This is a genomic window from Sulfuritalea sp., from assembly GCF_017302275.1.
Classification (GTDB): Bacteria; Pseudomonadota; Gammaproteobacteria; order Burkholderiales; family Rhodocyclaceae; genus Sulfuritalea.
This window is the reverse complement of record NZ_JAFLDR010000030.1, coordinates 33,209-51,605: the sequence shown is the minus strand read 5'-3', so window position 1 is coordinate 51,605 and position 18,397 is coordinate 33,209. Positions and strand designations below refer to the sequence as shown.

Annotated in this window: 13 protein-coding genes and 1 pseudogene; 4 read left to right on the top strand and 10 right to left on the bottom strand. The window is 64.6% G+C overall.

The window, feature by feature from the left end; translation table 11 throughout:
* Window positions 1–4,353 (top strand): putative Ig domain-containing protein (locus J0M27_RS15355; RefSeq protein WP_294993496.1); only part of this gene is annotated, 4,353 nt, incomplete at its 5' end.
* Window positions 4,354–4,425: 72 nt separating this feature from the next.
* The gene (locus J0M27_RS15350; RefSeq protein ID WP_294993493.1) at window positions 4,426–6,222 is read left to right on the top strand and encodes an ABC transporter transmembrane domain-containing protein; all 1,797 of its coding nucleotides are present in this window, start codon (window positions 4,426–4,428) and stop codon (window positions 6,220–6,222) included.
* Between the two features lie 120 nt (window positions 6,223–6,342).
* Here the strand turns inward: J0M27_RS15350 and J0M27_RS15345 are convergent, their stop codons facing one another.
* Genes J0M27_RS15345 through mltG form a run of 5 tightly spaced genes read right to left on the bottom strand, consistent with a single transcriptional unit; the run spans window position 6,343 to window position 10,380 of the window.
* A complete protein-coding gene (locus J0M27_RS15345) occupies window positions 6,343–6,972 on the bottom strand; it encodes an ankyrin repeat domain-containing protein (RefSeq protein ID WP_294993490.1) in 630 nt (209 codons plus the stop codon).
* The gene (locus J0M27_RS15340; RefSeq protein WP_294993504.1) at window positions 6,965–7,738 is read right to left on the bottom strand and encodes a TatD family hydrolase; all 774 of its coding nucleotides are present in this window, start codon (window positions 7,736–7,738) and stop codon (window positions 6,965–6,967) included. Before J0M27_RS15340 ends, J0M27_RS15345 begins: the two co-directional genes overlap by 8 nt.
* Window positions 7,739–7,743: 5 nt before the next feature.
* Complete coding sequence (holB, locus tag J0M27_RS15335) at window positions 7,744–8,745, bottom strand: DNA polymerase III subunit delta' (RefSeq protein WP_294993487.1); 1,002 nt, start codon at window positions 8,743–8,745, stop codon at window positions 7,744–7,746.
* Window positions 8,746–8,773: 28 nt separating this feature from the next.
* Window positions 8,774–9,385 carry a dTMP kinase gene (gene tmk / locus J0M27_RS15330; protein ID WP_294993484.1) on the bottom strand — a complete coding sequence of 204 codons (612 nt, stop codon included), beginning with the start codon at window positions 9,383–9,385 and terminating at the stop codon, window positions 8,774–8,776.
* 5 nt (window positions 9,386–9,390) lie between these two features.
* The gene (gene mltG / locus J0M27_RS15325; RefSeq protein WP_294993481.1) at window positions 9,391–10,380 is read right to left on the bottom strand and encodes an endolytic transglycosylase MltG; all 990 of its coding nucleotides are present in this window, start codon (window positions 10,378–10,380) and stop codon (window positions 9,391–9,393) included.
* 96 nt (window positions 10,381–10,476) lie between these two features.
* On the opposite strand from mltG, the gene J0M27_RS15320 reads away from it, so the two are divergent.
* Together J0M27_RS15320 and J0M27_RS15315 are read left to right on the top strand one after the other, a co-directional pair.
* Window positions 10,477–11,514 carry a folate-binding protein gene (locus tag J0M27_RS15320; protein ID WP_294993479.1) on the top strand — a complete coding sequence of 346 codons (1,038 nt, stop codon included), beginning with the start codon at window positions 10,477–10,479 and terminating at the stop codon, window positions 11,512–11,514.
* A gap of 8 nt (window positions 11,515–11,522) precedes the next feature.
* A complete protein-coding gene (locus tag J0M27_RS15315; protein ID WP_294993477.1) occupies window positions 11,523–12,317 on the top strand; it encodes an NRDE family protein in 795 nt (264 codons plus the stop codon).
* Here the strand turns inward: J0M27_RS15315 and J0M27_RS15310 are convergent.
* The 5 genes and pseudogenes from J0M27_RS15310 to guaA form a co-directional block, all read right to left on the bottom strand.
* The gene (locus tag J0M27_RS15310; RefSeq protein WP_365962911.1) at window positions 12,271–12,603 is read right to left on the bottom strand and encodes a GNAT family N-acetyltransferase; all 333 of its coding nucleotides are present in this window, start codon (window positions 12,601–12,603) and stop codon (window positions 12,271–12,273) included. The genes J0M27_RS15315 and J0M27_RS15310 overlap by 47 nt on opposite strands.
* Before the next feature lie 84 nt (window positions 12,604–12,687).
* Window positions 12,688–13,164 (bottom strand): annotated as a pseudogene (locus tag J0M27_RS15305) (L,D-transpeptidase); the annotation flags it as partial.
* A gap of 12 nt (window positions 13,165–13,176) precedes the next feature.
* Window positions 13,177–13,641, bottom strand: a complete 465-nt coding sequence (gene tadA / locus J0M27_RS15300; RefSeq protein ID WP_294993474.1) for a tRNA adenosine(34) deaminase TadA — start codon at window positions 13,639–13,641, stop codon at window positions 13,177–13,179.
* A gap of 79 nt (window positions 13,642–13,720) precedes the next feature.
* Window positions 13,721–16,516, bottom strand: coding sequence for a pyruvate, phosphate dikinase (gene ppdK, locus J0M27_RS15295; RefSeq protein ID WP_294993471.1), 2,796 nt, complete (start codon window positions 16,514–16,516; stop codon window positions 13,721–13,723).
* 280 nt (window positions 16,517–16,796) lie between these two features.
* Entirely contained in the window at window positions 16,797–18,362 is a 1,566-nt protein-coding gene (gene guaA / locus J0M27_RS15290) for a glutamine-hydrolyzing GMP synthase (RefSeq protein ID WP_294993468.1), read from the bottom strand.
* Between the last annotated feature and the right edge of the window lie 35 nt (window positions 18,363–18,397).

Genomic DNA, 18,397 nt, shown 5'->3' with positions numbered 1-18,397 from the left:
GACGGGGCGACCCGGATCGAGCAGGTCCGCTTCGCGGACGACATCAACATGATCTGGGATGCCGCGCTGCTCGGCGCCACCATCAGCAGCGGGACGCCACTGGCCGATACCTTCCTCGGCGACGGGCTGGCGGACCATTTCGATGGGCGGGAAGGTAACGACAGCTTGACCGGCGGAGCGGGGGACGACGTGCTGGTTGGCCGGCCGGGCAACGATCTGCTGAAGGGAGGCAGCGGCAACGATACCTACCGCTTCGGTCGCGGCGACGGCGAGGACACGATGGACGAGAGCTTCCAGGGCGGCGGCATGGATACGCTGGAACTGGGCGCCGGAATCACGGCAGCGGATGTCAGCCTGTATGCCAACGACTTTTTCGCCGGCGATGGTCGCCTGGTGGTGGTACTCGACGGCAGTCCGACGCAACTCACTGTCAGCAGGTTCTTCACCGGCGGGACGGCGCAGATCGAGCGCATCCTTTTCGCCGACACGAGCGAGTGGAATGTGGCGGAGATCAATGCGCGGGTGATCCGCGGCGCCGCCAATGCGATGGTCGGCACTGCCGGCAACGACAGCTTCGTCGTCGACCACTATGCCGATACGATTACCGAGGGCCTCAATCAGGGCACCGACACGGTGCTGTCGGGTATCGGCTGGACGCTGGGCGCCAATCTGGAGAACCTGACCCTGACCGGCCCGCTGAACGTGTGGGGTAACGGAAACACGCTCAACAACGTCATCACCGGCAATACCGGCAACAACGTGCTTGACGGCCTTGGCGGCAGGGATACGCTGATCGGCGGCATGGGCGACGACACCTACTACGTCTCGCCGCTGGTCGGGGACATCGTGACGGAACTGGCGAACGAAGGCATCGATACGGTGATCGCCGATTTCAGTTACACCCTGCCGGACAATGTCGAAAACCTGAACATGAATAGCGGCTACATCGGCACGGTGGAGTCCATCGGCAACGCCCTGGACAACGTGATCTATGGTCGCTATGGCACCAGCGGGGATACCATCGACGGCCGCGGCGGCAACGATACCCTCGTGGGCAGCGTCGGCGACGACAAGTATCGCTTTGCGCTCGGCGGCGGGGCAGACACCATCATCGAAAGCGGCGGCACGGATCAGATCCTGTTCGGCGCGGGGATCTTCGCAACTGGCGTGAGCGCCAGTCGTAGCGGTTCCCAGGTGACGCTGTCGGTTTCCGCCGGCGACAGCATCAGCTTCGCCGAGACCACGCCGGGACAGTACGCGGTAGAGCGAATCGTTTTTTCCGGCGGCCCGACCTGGCTGGCAGCCGATTTGCGGCAACGGCTGAACTCGGCGCCGACCGGCGCCGTGAGCGTGAGCGGCGTGGCCGCGCAGAACCACACACTGGTCGCGGGGAATACCCTGGCCGATGCCGACGGCCTGGGTCCGATCGGCTACCAGTGGCAGAGCTCGGTCGACGCGGGCGCGACCTGGAACCCGATTCCCGGTGCCACGGCAGGCACATTCACCCCGGGAGAAGCGCAAGTCGGCATGCAGGTTCGTGCCGTGGCTTCTTACACGGATGTTCGCGGCACGCTTGAGAGCAAGGCCAGCGAGCCGACGGCGGTGATTGTCGGCATCGGCGGCAATGCGGCGCCGAGCGGAGACGTCGGCGTTGGTGGCACGGCGATTCAGGGTCAAAACCTGACCGCCAGCAACACGCTGGCCGACGCTGATGGTCTGGGCGCCATCGGCTACCAGTGGCAGTCCTCAGCGGACGGCACGACCTGGACCGACATTGTCGGCGCAACGGCCGGCAGCTTGACTTTGGCCGAAGCGCAGGTGGGCAAGCAAGTGCGCGCGCTGGCCAGTTACACCGATGGCCACGGTACCCTCGAATCGGTCGCAAGTTCCGCCACGGCGATCGTTGCCAACCTCAACGACGCGCCGAGCGGAGAAGTCGGCGTTGGTGGCACGGCGATTCAGGGTCAAACCCTGACCGCCAGCAACACGCTGGCCGATGCCGATGGTATGGGCAGTATCGGCTACCAGTGGCGAGCGGATGGCGTCGCCATCGGCGGCGCCACTGCGAGCACTCTGGTCCTGGCCGAAGCCCAGGTGGGCAAAGCCATCAGCGTGACCGCCAGCTATACCGACGGCCATGGCACGGCCGAGGCGGTGACCAGCACTCCGACGCCTGCGGTCGGCAACATCAACGACGTCCCGACGGGAACCGTCACCATCACTGGCAGCCCGACGCAGAACCGAACCCTCACGGCAAGCAACTCGATCGCCGACGCCGACGGTCTCGGCACCCTCGGTTACCGGTGGCAAAGCTCCGCGGACGGCTGGACATGGAGCGACATCGACGGCGCGACGTTCGAAAGTTTCACGCTGACCGACGCACAGGTGGGCAGGCAAGTACGCGCACTGGCCAGCTACATTGACGGCCACGGCACGCTCGAATCGATCGCCAGCGACGCAACCGCACCAGTGGTCGGCGACGTCAATCACGCGCCGACCCTCGCCGCGCCGATCGCCGATCAGGTTGCCATCGAGGAAACCGCGTTTTCATTCACGCTGCCGGCTGGCAGCTTTGCCGACTCCGATCCCGGCGACGTCCTCGGCTACCAGGCCACGCGAAGTGATGGCACGGCACTGCCGGCGTGGCTGAGCTTCGATGCCGTGACGCGAACATTCAGCGGCACGCCACCCGCGGCCCCGGTCGGTCAGGTGGCGGTGCGCGTCACCGCCACCGACCTGGATGGCGCCAGCGCCACCGACGTTTTCACGCTCGACGTGGCCAATCACATGGTCGGCACGGCCACCGCGAACACGCTGGTCGGCACCTCGCAACGCGACGTCATCGAAGGCCATGCCGGCAACGATGTGCTCGATGGCGGGTCCGGCGCGGATGTCCTGATCGGCGGCATCGGCGACGATACCTACGTGGTGGATGATGCGGACGACCGGGTCGTCGAAGCGGAAGGCGAAGGGATCGATCAGGTCATTGCGTCGTCCAGCTTTGTTCTTGCCGGCGGCGTGGAGAACCTGACCCTGAACGGCTGGCAGGACGCCGACGGCACCGGCAACGCGCTGGACAACGTGCTCATCGGCAACGGTGACGCCAATCGCCTGACCGGTCTTGCGGGCAACGACTGGCTCGACGGCGGACTGGGTCGCGACACGCTGCTTGGCGGCGCGGGCGATGATACCTACCTGGTTGACCAGGCCGGCGACAGCATCATCGAGAATCCGGGCGAGGGGATCGACTGGGTGCGCAGCAGCGTCACCTGGACGCTGGGCGCCAACCTGGAGCACCTGCAACTTGTCGGCAACTCGGGAGTGGGCGCGATCGGCAACGAATTGGACAACACCCTGATCGGCAACGCAGGCAACAACAACCTGGATGGTGGCGCGGGGGCGGACGTGCTTGTCGGCGGCATTGGCAACGATACGTACTGGGTGGACGATGCCTCCGACATCGTCTTCGAGTACGCCGGCGAGGGGATCGATCAGGTAAGGAGCGGTTCCGTAAGCGTGATCCTCGCCGACCACGTGGAAAACCTGGCGCTGCTCGGCAACGCCTCGATCGACGGAACCGGCAATGCGCTGGACAACGTGCTGCGGGGCAATGCCGGCAGCAATCGCCTGGTCGGCGGCGATGGCAACGACAGCCTCGACGGCGGCGGCGCCGTGGCGGATATCCTGATAGGTGGGCGCGGCGACGATGTCTACACCGTTTATGGCGCCACGCAGGTCATCGAATTGGCAGGCGAGGGCGTCGATACGATATATACGCCGACGAGTTACTCACTTGCCGCCCATGTCGACAACCTGACTCTCACGGGCGACGCCACCAACCACATCGGGGGTACCGGCAACGAGCTGGACAATGTGCTTGTGGGAAACGCCGCCAACAACACGCTCACCGGCAGCGGTGGCAACGACACACTGGACGGCCGGGGCGGGGCCGATGTGCTGATCGGTGGCACCGGCGACGACCGCTACCTGTTCGGGGCCGGTTTCGGCAGCGACACGGTGCGCGAAAACGACGCCACCGCCGGCAACGTCGATGCCGCGGAATTCCTGGCCGGCATCGCCGCCGACCAAATCTGGATGCGCCATGTCGGCAACCACCTGGAGGCCAGCATCATCGGCACCACGGACAAGTTCACGGTGGAGAACTGGTATCTCGGGTCCAATTTCCACGTCGAGCAGTTCAAGACCGCCGATGGCAAGTTGCTGCTCGACAGCCAGGTCGAGAATCTGGTGCAGGCGATGGCGGTCTTCGCGCCCCCCGCGCCGGGGCAGACCAGCTTGCCGAGCTACTATCAGGAGGTGCTGGCGCCGGTGATCGCAGCGAACTGGCAATAAGCCGCGATGGACCGGGACGACATTCCCGGTCCGCTGCAGGGCAGGGCACCTGTATCCATAAGATAATCGGGCATGGATACCGCCGCACTGGAAGCTCCGATCACTCCCCGCCGCCTGTCGCCGCTGCGCGGCCTGCTGCCCTTCCTGCGCCCCTACCGGGCGCGCATCGCGCTGGCCTTCGTGTTGCTGTGCGTCGGTTCGGCGACCATCCTGCTGGTGCCGCTGGCGTTTCGCGACCTGATCGATTTCGGCTTCGGCGCGCAGCCGCGCGCGGCCGGGGGGCTGCTGGGCGGCCTGAGCCTGAACGGGCATTTCCTCGCGCTGTTCGCGCTGGCCAGCTTCTGGGGGCTGGTGGTGTCGGCGCGTTTCTACATGGTGTCGTGGGTCGGCGAGCGGGTCACCGCGGACCTGCGCGATGCGGTGTATGGTCGCGTCCTGGCGCAGTCGCCGCAGTTCTTCGAGACGCTGCAGACGGGGGAGGTGCTGTCGCGGCTGACGGGCGACACGACGCTGATCCAGACGGTGGTCGGCAGTTCGATCTCGATGGGCCTGCGCAGCCTGTTCCAGTTCATCGGCGGCATGGTGATGCTGGCGGTGACGAGCTTTTACCTGTTCGCGCTGAACCTTGGGCTGATGGCGCTGCTGGTGCTGCCCATCGTCGCCATCGGGCGCAAGGTGAGGAAGCTCTCGCGCGAATCGCAGGACCGCATTGCCGACGCCTCGGCACTGGCGGGCGAGATCCTCAATGCCATGCCGACGGTGCAGGCCTTTACCCAGGAAAGGCAGGAAGTCCGCCGTTTCGCCGAACGCACCGAACGCAGTTTCGCGACGGCGATCCGGCGCGCGCGGGTGCGCTCGGCGCTGACGGTGCTGATCATCTCGGCGGTGATGGGCAGCATCATTTTCGTGCTCTGGGTGGGCGCACGGCAGGTGCACGAGGGCGTGCTCACCGGCGGCGAGCTGGCGTCCTTCGTCCTTTACGCGGCGCTGGTGGCCGGCGGCGTGGGCACGCTGGCGGAGGTGTGGGGCGACGTGATGCGCGCTTCCGGCGCGACGGAAAGGCTGCTCGAACTGCTGCATGCGGAACCGGCGATCCGCGAGGCGCCACGTCCGGAACGACGGCTGCGGCCGGAGAGTGCCGCGCTGCGTTTCGACCACGTCGTCTTCAGCTATCCGGCGCGCCCTGGAACGCGGGCGCTGGACGACGTCTGCCTGGATATCGCGCCCGGCGAGAGCGTGGCGCTGGTCGGGCCCTCCGGCGCGGGCAAGACCAGCCTGTTCCAGTTGCTGCTGCGCTATTACGAGGTTTCGGGCGGCCGAATTCTTTTGAACGGGCAGGACCTGCGGCAGCTCGTGCTGGACGACTTGCGTGGCAGCATCGCCATCGTGCCGCAGGACCCGGTGATCTTTTCCGCCAATGCGCTGGAAAACATTCGCTACGGGCGGGCTGCGGCCAGCGACGCGGAGGTCTTGGCGGCGGCGCGCACGGCGCTGGTGGATGAGTTCATCGACCGCCTGCCGGAGGGTTACCAGACTTTTCTCGGCGAACGCGGCACGCGGCTGTCCGGCGGTCAGCGCCAGCGGATTGCAATAGCGCGGGCGATCCTCAAGGGAGCACCCTTGCTATTGCTTGACGAGGCGACCAGCGCGCTCGATGCGGAATCCGAGATACTGGTGCAGCGTGGGCTGAATGCGGCCATGGTCGGGCGCACCACGCTGATCATCGCGCATCGCCTGGCGACCGTGCGGCAGGTGGACCGCATCGTGGTCATGGAGCGCGGGCGCATCGTCGAAACCGGTACGCCGGCGGATCTGAGGACGCAGGGCGGTTTATATGCCCGGCTGGCGGCGTTGCAACTCGATGCCTGAATGGACAGTCCCATCCGCAACACGGTTGACCACCGTAAACTTATTTATTTACATAATACGGATTATGCGCTGTTTTAGGTTGACGGAATTGCCAAGTTTGCGGCTCTTCAAGCCTTGGATCTATTCGACCGCGCCGACCTGGCGCAGATAACTGGCTATCTCGTTATTGCCGGCTTTCCGCGCCAGACGCAATGCCGTGTCGCCGTCGTAGTCGGCCAGGTCCATATCGGCATCGGCGTCGATCAGCAATTTGACCAGATCTAGCTTGCCCAATTTGGCGGCGAGCATCAGCGCCGTCTGTCCATTCGGCGCACGGCTGTCGAGTTTCGCCTTGTTTTCGATGAGCATCGCCAGGGTTTCCGCACTGCCGCCGAATACCGCGTAATGCAAGGCAGTCCATCCTGAAGTTTCGAGTTCCGCCCCGATGACAAGCAGCAACTGAACGGCTGGCGATTTCGCGTTGATAGCCGCAAGCATCAGCGCCGTATCGCCGTGCTGGTTGCGCCGGTTGATTCCCGCGCGGTTGGCCAGCAGCATTTCCATGAGTCGAACATTGCCGGTGCGCGCCGCCATCATCAGCAGCGTGGTACCGGCGCGGTCGGTCGTATTGACATCCATGCCGCGCTGGAGCAAACCGATGACGGTGGCGTTTTCACCATTCTCCGCGGCGGCGAGGATGTCATCGTAAGCTCCCGCCTGGACAAGCCCGGCCAGCAGCATCAATACAATTGCAATCAGTCGCTTAGGCATCTTTTTCCGGTGCGAACAGGCGTTGAAAATTGGTCGTGGTGGCCTGCGTCAACTCGTCGAGGCCGATGCCCCGCAGGCGCGCAATCTCTTCCGCGACATGGCGTACCAGTGCGGGATGGTTCAACTTGCCGCGATGCGGAACGGGCGCCAGATAGGGCGCATCGGTTTCCACCAGCAGGCGATCGAGCGGCACCGATCGCGCTACCTCCTTGACCTGCAGTGCATTTTTGAACGTTACGATGCCTGAAATGGAGATGTGGAAGCCCAAAGCCAGGGCGGCCTGGGCGACCGCAGCCGTCTCGGTAAAGCAATGGAAGACGCCCCCAGCCTTGCCTCCATCTTCTTCCTCAAGGATACGCAGGGTATCGGCGGCCGCTTCCCGCGTGTGGATGATCAGCGGCTTGCCGCAGCGGCGCGCGGCGCGGATATGGGTGCGGAATCGGTCGCGCTGCCATTCCAGATCGCCCTCCAGCCGATAGTAATCAAGCCCGGTTTCGCCGATGGCAACCACTTTGGGGTGCGCCGCCAGGCGTATCAGGGTTGCCTCGTCGGGTTCCTTGCCCTCCTGCGTGTCGGGATGGACGCCCACGGCGGCATACAGGTTGGAAAAACGCTCGACCAAGGCCCGAACAGACGGAAAACGTTCCAGCGTCACCCCCGCGATCAGGGCATGGCCAACGTCGTTGGCCGCCATGGCGGCGACGAGTTCGGCTTCCCGCCCGTTGAAATCGGGGAAGTCGAGATGGCAATGGGAGTCGACGAGCAAGGTAGTCATGTGCCGACCGGGCGCAGCGCCCGCAGGAAATGGGCCGCCAGGCTTTCCAGAAACAGTAATTGATTCAAGGGATGGCGCGCGCTGCGGCGAAATGGCTGGAGCTCGCGCCAGGCCGCAAGCAGGGCTTCCGGATCCAGCTTTTCGATGCCCTTGGGACGCGGCCAGCCGCCGTGGTAGCGAACCTCGCCCGCCATGCGCTCCTGTGCCAGGTCGAACAGCCAGCGCTGAACACCCTCGACCAGGTTTTCCAGGCGAAACATGCCGTCGCCCTTGAGCAGCCCATCCCATCGCGCGGCTAGCGCGAGCGGATCGGCGACCGGCGCAATCAGCGAATCAACCAGCGCATCGATCGGGGCCAATTGCCCCTGTTCCTGCCATTGGGCGACGCGCATGGGCGCACCGCCGGCCAGGTCGAGATAGCGCTTGGCCTGCTTTTCCAGCCCGGCATTGCGCAACCATGCGGTCGCCGCCGTCGTGTCGGGCGTCGTGAACGGGATTACCCGGCAGCGGCTGCGCAGGGTCGGCAATAGTGACTTTGATCTAGTGGATACCAATATAAAATATACGCTTGACGGAGGTTCTTCAAGTATCTTAAGAAGTGCGTTTGCGGTCGGGCCGTGCATGGCTTCGGCTTCCGTGATCAGCACCACCCGATTGCCGGCACGATGGCTGCCGGTAAAAACGAAAGCCTCGAGTTCGCGGATCTGCTCGATGCGGATGATGCTGGCCGAGCGCTTTTTGGCCTTTTCGCCGGCACCCTCCTCCGCGTCGTCGTCGCCCTCGGGCGCGATGCGACGAAAATCCGGATGGTTGCCGGCGGCCAGCCAACGACATGCCTGGCATTCGCCGCAACCGGAAAGCGCGGCGCTTATCGACTCGCAGAGCAGCAATTCTGCAAGCTGTTCCGAAAACGCGGTCTTGCCGACACCGGGCGGTCCGACCAGCAGCACCGCGTGCGGCAGGCGGTCGAGCCCCTGCCCCAGCAGCTGGTGCCGCAATGTATCGTTCCAGCTTATTATTTTATTATCAGAATGTTGCAATTATTTTCTCAAGTGTTTTATTAATATCATCTGGTGTCCGGGTGGCGTCGATGACGCGCACTCGATCTGGATTTTCGGCGGCAATTCGGAGATAGGCCGCACGCACTTTTTCGAAGAACGCCGCCTGTTCCTTTTCAAAGCGGTCGGGATTGGCGGTGGCGGCATGCAGTCGCTGTTGGGCGATGGCGACCGGCGCATCGAAGATCAGCGTCAGGTCGGGTTGTAGGTCGCCGAGCACCCAGCGCGTCAGCGTCTGGAGTTTCCCCCAATCGAGGCCACGCCCTCCGCCCTGATAGGCAAAGGAGGCATCAACGAAACGGTCGCAGACCACCCAGTCGCCTCTATTCAGTGCCGGTTCAATGACTTGTGCGACATGTTCGCGCCGTGCAGCGAACATCAGCAGCGCTTCGGTTTCCAGGTGCATGGCTTCGGCCAGCAGCAGGCTGCGCAGCTTTTCACCCAATGGAGTACCGCCCGGTTCCCGCGTGGCGACCACCGTGCGCCCATGCCGCCGCAGGTGCCCGACCAGCCAGGCATGCTGGGTGCTCTTGCCGGCACCGTCGATGCCCTCGAAACTGATGAAGCGACCACGCGTCATGCAAACTACCTCCTTTGATAGCGGTTGACGGCTTCGTTGTGCTCGCCGAGGTTGGCGGAAAAGGCGCTCGATCCGTCGCCGCGGGCGACAAAATACAGCATGTTGCTCGGTGGCGGTTTGGCGGCGGCCAGCAGCGACGCCATGCCCGGCATGGCGATCGGGGTGGGCGGCAACCCGGCGCGGGTATAGGTGTTCCACGGCGTATCGGTTTGCAAGTCGACCTTGCGCAGGTTGCCGTTGAAGCGTTCCCCCATGCCGTAGATCACCGTCGGATCGGTCTGCAGCAGCATGCCGCGCCGCAGGCGATTGACGAAAACCGCGGCCACTTGCGGCCGGTCGGCGGGCAGCCCGGTCTCCTTTTCGACGATCGAGGCCAGGATCAGCAATTCATAGGGCGATTTGAGCGGCATCGTTGGCTCGCGTCGCTCCCAGGCCATGGCCAGACGGGATTTCATGGCGCCATGCGCGCGCCGGAAAACGTCGATGTCGCTACTGCCCTTGGCAAAAAGGTAGGTGTCGGGAAAGAACAGGCCTTCGGCATGCTTCTCCGTGGCGCCGAGGCGGGACAGTATCTGGGCATCCGTCAGTCCAAGCGTGTCGTGTGAAAGATCGGGATGTTCGTTGACGGCAGCGCGGAACTGGCGAAAGTTCCTGCCTTCGACGAGCACCAATTCCCCCATGGTCACGTCGCCGCGCGTCAGCTTGTCCAGCAGGCCGAGTGCGCTGAGGCCGCCTTCGATTTCATAACTTCCCGCCTTGATCCTGGCTGAGTGGCCGAGGATGCGCCCGAGCAGTTCCAGTTGCCAGGCGGGCAAATCGACTCCGGCCGCTTCGATGGCCTGGGCCGCGGTGCGCAGGCTGGCGCCGGGGGGGATGGAAAAGGCTGTCGGATCGCTGCGCATGGGGAGATGGCGGGAAGTGACCCAGCCGACTCCCCCGACTGCACTGACAAATGCGAGAATCGTCAGCAGCAGGATCAACTTGAACGTACGCATGAGTACCCGGCAAGGCTTGAATAATTCAGGGAGCGGCGCAATATTTGCTGCTGCTTCGATAATAGCATCGCCCCCCTTCCAACCGGACACCCACCGATGACCCAAGACTGGAATTCCCTACTCGCCGGCCAGGGCCTCGCCGCCGATGGCAGCAGTTTCGGCGCCCTTGCCGACGAACTGGCCGCGGCGCGCGACGGCGCGGTCGTGGCCCCGCTGGTGGACTTGGGCGTGATCCGCGCCAGCGGCCCCGATTCCGCCGAGTTCCTGCATAAGCTGATGAGCAACGACATCAAGGGCATCACCCCGACGGGAGCGCGTTTTGCCGGGTTCTGCACGGCCAAGGGGCGGCTGCTGGCGTTGCTGCTGATCTGGCGCGAAGGCGACGACTTTCTGCTGATGCTGCCGCGCGACATCCTGCCGATGATCCTGAAGAAGCTTTCGATGTACGTGCTGCGCTCGAAGGTGAAGCTGAGCGACGCGACGGCGGAGCGCATCCTGATCGGTTGTTCGAGCCCCACCGTGGCGCCAGCGCCGACTCTTGAGCAGTCTGCACTTGAACTGTCGCGCTTCGGTGTCTGTGCCACTTCGGGTGGCCAGGCCATCCGCCTTGACGACACACGCTGGCTGCTGGCCGTCGACCCGACAACCGCGGTGGCGCGCTGGCCAGCCTTGTCGGCTGCGGCGCGGCCGGTGGGTCTGGCGGCCTGGCAATGGCTGGAAATCGCCGCCGGGCAGCCGCGCGTCGTGGCCGCCACGCAGGAAGCCTTCGTGCCGCAGATGCTGAACATGGAGTTGCCGGCGGTGGCCGGCGTCAGTTTTACCAAGGGCTGTTATCCCGGCCAGGAAATCGTCGCCCGCACACAGTACCTGGGCAAGGTCAAGCGGCGCACTTACCGCGCCCGGCTTGATTCGGCCGTGGCGCCTGGCACCGCCGTGTATGCTCCGGCGACCGGCGACCAGCATTGCGGCGCGATCGTCAGCGCGGCGCCCTCCCCGGCTGGCGACTTCGAATACCTGGTCTGCGTGCAGAGCAGCGCGGTCGAGGCCGGCGCGGTGCATGTCGGCGCGCTCGACGGGCCGCAACTGGAAATCCTGACGCTGCCCTACGCCCTGCAGGAAGCCCCCTCGGCCTGACGCCGGCGATGTGCCTGATCCTGGTCGCCTGGCGGGTGCATCCGGACTATCCGCTGGTGGTGGCGGCCAATCGCGACGAGTTCTTCGCCCGGCCGACGGCGCCGGCAGCCTTCTGGCAGGAAGCGCCCCAGGTCCTCGCCGGGCGTGACCTCGACGCCGGAGGCACCTGGATGGGAGTCACCCGTGGTGGGCGCTTCGCGGCGCTGACCAATTTTCGCGATCCGGCCCAGATGCGCAGTGGCGCGCCGTCGCGCGGCGCGCTGGTTGCGGACTTCCTGGCCGGCGCCGAGGCTCCGCAGACCTACCTGGAACGGATCGCCGAACGCGGCCGCCTTTGCAACGGCTACAACCTGCTGGTCGGCGACGACGATTCCCTGTGGTGGGCGTCGAACATGGGCGGCGCGGCGCGCGCCCTGGCGCCAGGGGTTTACGGCGTATCGAACCACCTGCTCGATACGCCATGGCCGAAAGTCGGCGCTGGCAAGACGGCGCTGGCCCGGGCCCTCGACGATTTGCCCGCGGACGAGGCGCTGTTCGCGCTGCTGCGGGATGACGGCGTCCATCCCGACGAGCATCTGCCCCAAACCGGTGTTCCGCTCGAATGGGAACGCCTGCTGTCCTCGGCCTTCGTCAGGTCGCCCGGCTATGGCACGCGCAGCTCGACCGTGTATCGTCTGGGCAGCGATGGTCGGGCCAGTTTCGACGAGCAGACGTGGCTGCCCGGCGCACAGCGCGGTGGGCGAATGCGCTGCGGATTCAAGGCGAACGCACCATGGTCCGGTGCGGAATGCCGGCCTCCATGAACTCCGGGCCTTCCTCGACGAAGCCGAAGCGCCGGTAGAAGCCGGTAGCCTGGGTCTGCGCGTGCAGGGCCAGGCGCCGCATGCCAAGTCCGGCCGATTCTTCCAGCAAGCGTTCCAGCAAGGCCCGGCCGACGCCCTTGCCACGCCAGTCGGCCAGCACCGCCATGCGGCCGATGTGCCCGTCGGGCAGCAGGCGGCCGGTACCGACCGGGTTGCCATCGTTGTCGCGGGCCAGCACATGGCGGCTGCTTGCGTCGTGTTCGTCGAGCTCGATCTCGGCCGGCACCTTCTGCTCGACGACGAACACGGCCTCGCGCACCGAGGCCGCTGCTTCGCGCAGGTCATTCCACGAGCCCGCTTCGACCCCGAATTCGACGATATCGACCGGCGTGTACGCCGGCACCAGGTCGAACAGTTCGATGATGTCGTCGTTGCGCAGGCGCACGCAGCCGTGGGATCCCGGCACACCCGTGACGGAGCCGTCGGGGCTGCCGTGCAGATAGATGTAACGGCGCATGGTATCGACTTCACCCAGGCGGTTGCAGCCCGGTTCCCGGCCCGAGAGCCAGAGGATACGCGACAGGATCCAGTCGCGGCCGGGAAACCGGGTGGCGAGTTCCGGCGACCAGACCTCGCCGGTCGGACGGCGGCCCACGAAGACCGTGTTCGCCGTCTCGCCAGCGCCGACTTTTGCGCGCACGAGATGGCGCCCGCGTGGCGTGCAGCCGCTACCAGAGTGCTCGCCGGGACCATTGCTGGCGGTGGATACAGGGTAGCGGCGCAGCAGCGCTCCATGGGCGTCGTGCAGTTCCAGGGTTTGCTGCGGCAGGCTGATGCGGATCTGCATGGGCTGTGGCGATCACGCCACCAGCGTGCGACCGCGGCGCGCGGCAAAAAAGCTCGACAAAAGGCTGCCGCAGTCGTCGGCCAGCACGCCGCCGGTGATCGTGGCGTGGTGGTTGAGGCGGGCCTCGGCGAACAGGTCGACCACGCTGCCCGCCGCGCCGGTCTTCGGATCGCGTGCACCGAACACAACCTGTGCGACGCGGGCATGCATGATCGCGCCGGCGCACATGACGCAAGGTTCCAGGGTTACGTAAAGGGTGCAGCCCGGCAGGCGGTAATTGCCCAGCCGCGACGCGGCGTCGCGCAGGGCCATGACTTCGGCATGGGCGGTGGGATCGTGGCGGTCGATCGGGCGGTTGAAGCCGCGCCCGACCACCTCGCCCTCGAGCACGACCACGGCGCCCACCGGCACTTCGCCAAGGGCACCCGCCTCGCGTGCCAAGTCCAACGCCAGTCCCATGAAATGCACATCGTTCATGGCGTCGATTATGGCACCGCTGCAATCCGCCGCCGCACCCGGATCGGTGCGCGGCAGCGGGATTCCGCAGCGTCGGGTGTCAGGCGTTCTTGGTGACCGCGCCGCCGCCTTCGAGCAACTGCGCCTGCGCCGCCGCCAAACGGGCGATCGGCACGCGCGGGCCGGAGCAGGACACGTAGGTCAGACCGATCTTGTGGCAGAACTGGATCGAAGCCGGATGCCCGCCATGTTCGCCGCAGATGCCGACCTTGAGCTCCGGATTGGTCTTGCGGCCTTCGCTTACGGCAAATTTCATCAGTTCGCCGACGCCCTTCTGGTCCAGCACCTCGAACGGGTTGTCCTCGAGGATGCCGGTTTCGATATAGGCCGGCAGGAACTTGTTCTCGGCATCTTCACGGCTGAAGGAAAAGGTCGCCTGCGTCAGGTCGTTGGTGCCGAAGCTGAAGAACTGCGCGTCCTCCGCCATGCGGCCGGCGCGCAGGCAGGCGCGCACGACTTCCAGCATGCTGCCGAACTTGACGCCGACATTGATGCCGTGGGTCAGTTCGACCACCTTGTGGATGCGCTGCACGTAACTGTGGATGCGCTTGAGCTCCTCCACGGTGGCAACCTGCGGCACCATGATTTCCGGATAGACCTCGATGCCTTCCTTGGCGCAGAGCGCCGCCGCTTCCAGGATTGCCTTGATCTGCATCTCGTAGATCTCGGGATAGGTGATGCCGAGGCGCACGCCGCGGTGACCCAGCATGGGATTGACCTCGGAGAGCGCACGCACCTTCTTCAGCGTCTTTTCCTTTTTGTGGATGACGTCTTCCTCGAGGTGGCTGTCCTTGAAGTCCTCCATGCCGCGGCTGAGCTTATTCAGGCCGTCGGCATACTGCTGGTACAGGCGCGGGCTCAGAAGTTTCAGCGTCTCCGGCAGTTCCTCGACCGCCTTCAGCGAATCGCGCAGATGGTGCAGGTGGGCGATTTCCAGTTCGAGCTGGGCAGCCGTCGGCAGGAACTCGTGCAAGGGCGGATCCATCAGCCGCACCGTGACCGGCAGCCCCTTCATGGCCTTGAAGATGCCCTTGAAATCGGCACGCTGGATCGGCAGCAGGCGGTCGAGCGCGGCCTGGCGTTCCTCGCTGGACTCGGCGAGGATCATTTCCTGAACGATCGGCAGGCGATCAGTGGAGTTGAACATGCGCTCGGTACGGCACAGGCCGATGCCCATTGCACCGAAGCCACGAGCCTTGACGGCATCGTCGGGCGTATCGGCGTTGGCCATCACCTTGAGCCGCGCCACCTGGTCGGCCCACTTCAGCAGGGATTCCATGTACTCGTTGAACTCGGCCTGCACCGTCGGCACTTCGCCGGCATAAACCTTGCCGTTGCCGCCGTCGATGGTGACGACGTCGCCCTCATGCAAGGTCGTGTCCCCGATGGTGGCGCACTTCTTGATGTCGTCGATATGGATCGCATCGCAGCCGGAAACGCAGGGCTTGCCCATCCCGCGCGCAACGACAGCGGCATGCGAGGTCTTGCCGCCGCGGCTGGTGAGGATGCCCTGGGCCTGGAAGAAGCCGTGGATGTCCTCGGGCTTGGTTTCTTCGCGCACCAGGATGATGCGCTCGCCGTTGCGGCCGCGCGCCTCGGCCGTGTCGGCATCGAACACGATCTTGCCCGAGGCGGCGCCGGGTGACGCCGGCAGGCCGGTGGCCAATGGCTTGCCCTTGAAATCGGGTGCCAGTTGCGGCACAAGGAGTTGCTCCAGCATCGCCGGATCGATGCGCAACAGGGCTTTTTCCTTGCTTACCAGGCCCTCCTTGAACATTTCGACCGAGGTGCGCACCATGGCCATGGCATTCATCTTGCCGTTGCGGGTCTGCAGGCAGTAAAGCGTGCCGCGTTCGATGGTGAACTCAAAGTCCTGCACTTCCTTGTAGTGGCTTTCCAGGCGGTTGTGCAGTTCCAGCAACTGCCGGTAGATCTCCGGCATGTCGCTTTCCATCTCGGCAATGGCCTTAGGGGTGCGAATGCCGGCCACCACGTCCTCGCCCTGGGCGTTCACCAAGTACTCGCCGTAAATCAGGTTTTCGCCGGTGCCGGGATTGCGGGTGAAGCCGACGCCGGTGCCGGAATCGTTGCCCATGTTGCCGAAAACCATGGTGCAAATATTCACTGCCGTGCCGTTGGCCTGGGCCTTGGTGATCCGGAACTGCTTGCGGTAGTCGATCGCCCGCTTGCCGTTCCAGGAACGGAATACCGCCTGGATCGCGATTTCGAGCTGCTTGTAGGGATCTTCCGGGAAGGGCTTGCCGGTGTTGGCCTCGATGATCCTCGTAAACTGGTCGGCCAGTTCCGCGAGGTGCTCGGCGCTCAGGTCGACGTCCTGCGAGACGCCCACCTTCCTCTTCATCGCCACCATGGCGTCGTCGAAATGCTTGTCCTCGACGCCCAGCGCGATCTTGCCGTAAAGCTGGATGAAGCGACGGTAGGCGTCGTAACCGAAGCGCGGGTTGTCCGTCAGCTTGATCAGGCCCTGCAGCGTGGTCTTGTTCAGGCCCAGGTTGAGGATGGTGTCCATCATTCCCGGCATGGACATCGAGGACCCGGATCGCACCGATATCAGCAGCGGATTGCCGGCCCCGCCGAACTGCTTGCCGGTCTTCGCTTCCAGATCCTTCATGTTCTTCAGAATCTCTTCCCAGGCGCCCTTGGGCAATTCGTCATGCTCCAGGTAGGCAAGGCAGGCTTCGGTGGTAATGGTGAAACCCGGCGGCACGTTGAGGCCTATCTGGGTCATTTCGCAGAGATTCGCACCCTTTCCGCCCAGCAGCATCTTGTTCTTGCCATCACCTTCCTCGAAGGCAAACACCCATTTCGATTTCATGATTTGTTCTCCCTTTAGACCTGCAGTCACACGGCTCGAAACTTTGAATATTGCCACTCAATCGCCCGTGACGGGGCGATTTCGGGATGAAAAGCACAATGCTTGAGATAAACGAATTCCATGGTAGCCAGCTTCATGGAAACTTCACCGATTGCCGTGGCGACGGCCGGTGGCAGCCAGGCCGGCGGGGCCAACGGGAACCTGAACCGGCATCGACGGGAAGGCTTCCGATCGATTCAGGTCCCTGATCGACGGACGGTCGGGACGGTCAATCCTCCCGTCACTCCCACTCGATGGTCGCCGGCGGCTTTCCCGAGATGTCGTAGACCACGCGGTTGATGCCGCGCACTTCGTTGATGATGCGGTTGGACACCCGGCCCAGCAACTCGTGCGGCAGTTCCGCCCACTTCGCGGTCATGAAGTCCGAGGTCTGCACCGCGCGCAGGGCCACCACGTATTCGTAAGTGCGGCCGTCGCCCATGACGCCGACGCTCTTCACCGGCAGGAACACGGCAAAGGCCTGGCTGGTCTTGTCGTACCAGTCGGCGGCGCGCAGTTCGTCAATGAAGATCGCATCAGCGCGGCGCAGCAGATCGGCAAACTCCTGCTTCACTTCGCCGAGGATGCGCACGCCGAGCCCGGGTCCCGGGAAGGGATGGCGATACACCATCTCGTGCGGCAGGCCCAGCGCCACGCCGAATTCGCGCACTTCGTCCTTGAACAGTTCGCGCAGCGGTTCCAGCAGCTTGAGGTTCAGCGTTTCGGGCAGGCCGCCGACGTTGTGGTGGCTCTTGATGGCGTGCGCCTTCTTGGTCTTGCCGCCGGCCGATTCGATCACGTCGGGATAGATGGTGCCCTGCGCCAGCCAGCGGGCGTTGGGCAGTTTTTGCGCCTCGGCCTGGAACACTTCGACGAATTCGCGGCCGATGATCTTGCGCTTTTGCTCCGGGTCGGCGACACCCTTCAGGTGGCCCATGAACTGGCCCACAGCATCGACGTGGATCACCTTGACGCCGAGGTTGCGGGCGAAGGTGTCCATCACCTGCACGCCTTCGTTGAGGCGCAACAGACCGTTGTCGACGAAGACGCAGGTCAGCTGGTCGCCGATCGCCCGATGCAGCAACGCGGCCACCACGGAGGAATCGACGCCACCGGAGAGGCCGAGGATCACCTCCTCCTTGCCGACCTGCGCGCGCACCTTGGCGATCGCCTCCTCGACGTAATTGGGCATGTTCCAGTCGCCGCGGCAGCCGCAGATGTCACGCACGAAGCGGGCATAGATTTCGCGCCCCTTGAGCGTATGCGTGACTTCGGGATGGAACTGCACGGCGTAGAAACCGCGCGTTTCGTCGGCCATCGCGGCGATCGGCGTCGATTCGTTGCTGCCGATGAGCTTGAAGCCGGGAGGCAATTCGGTGACCTTGTCGCCGTGGCTCATCCAGACTTCGAGCAGGCCGTGGCCCTCGGCATTGGTGCGGTCCTGGATGCCGTTGAACAGTTTCGAATGGCCGCGCGCGCGCATCTCGGCATAGCCGAATTCGCGCTTGTGACTGCTTTCGACCTTGCCGCCGAGCTGCGCCGCCATGGTCTGCATGCCGTAGCAGACACCGAGTACCGGCACGCCGAGCTTGAACACGATGTCGGGCGCCTTCCATTCCTCGGCTTCATAGACCGAATTGGGGCCGCCGGAAAGGATGATGCCCTGCGGCTTGAACTCGCGGATGAATTCCTCGCTGACATCGAAGGGATGCAGTTCGCAATACACCTGCTGCTCGCGCACGCGACGGGCGATGAGTTGCGCAACTTGCGAACCGAAATCGAGGATGAGGATCTTCTGGTGGGACATGTGGCTTCCTGAAAGAAGAAAGGCGGCCGCAGCCG

Coding starts and splice junctions, on each gene's coding strand:
- ppdK (WP_294993471.1), bottom strand. CDS start 16,516: ATGAAATCGAAATGGGTGTTTGCCTTCGAGGAAGGTGATGGCAAGAAC.
- guaA (WP_294993468.1), bottom strand. CDS start 18,362: ATGTCCCACCAGAAGATCCTCATCCTCGATTTCGGTTCGCAAGTTGCG.
- J0M27_RS15350 (WP_294993493.1), top strand. CDS start 4,426: ATGGATACCGCCGCACTGGAAGCTCCGATCACTCCCCGCCGCCTGTCG.
- J0M27_RS15315 (WP_294993477.1), top strand. CDS start 11,523: ATGTGCCTGATCCTGGTCGCCTGGCGGGTGCATCCGGACTATCCGCTG.
- J0M27_RS15320 (WP_294993479.1), top strand. CDS start 10,477: ATGACCCAAGACTGGAATTCCCTACTCGCCGGCCAGGGCCTCGCCGCC.
- tmk (WP_294993484.1), bottom strand. CDS start 9,385: ATGACGCGTGGTCGCTTCATCAGTTTCGAGGGCATCGACGGTGCCGGC.
- J0M27_RS15345 (WP_294993490.1), bottom strand. CDS start 6,972: ATGCCTAAGCGACTGATTGCAATTGTATTGATGCTGCTGGCCGGGCTT.
- tadA (WP_294993474.1), bottom strand. CDS start 13,641: ATGAACGATGTGCATTTCATGGGACTGGCGTTGGACTTGGCACGCGAG.
- mltG (WP_294993481.1), bottom strand. CDS start 10,380: ATGCGTACGTTCAAGTTGATCCTGCTGCTGACGATTCTCGCATTTGTC.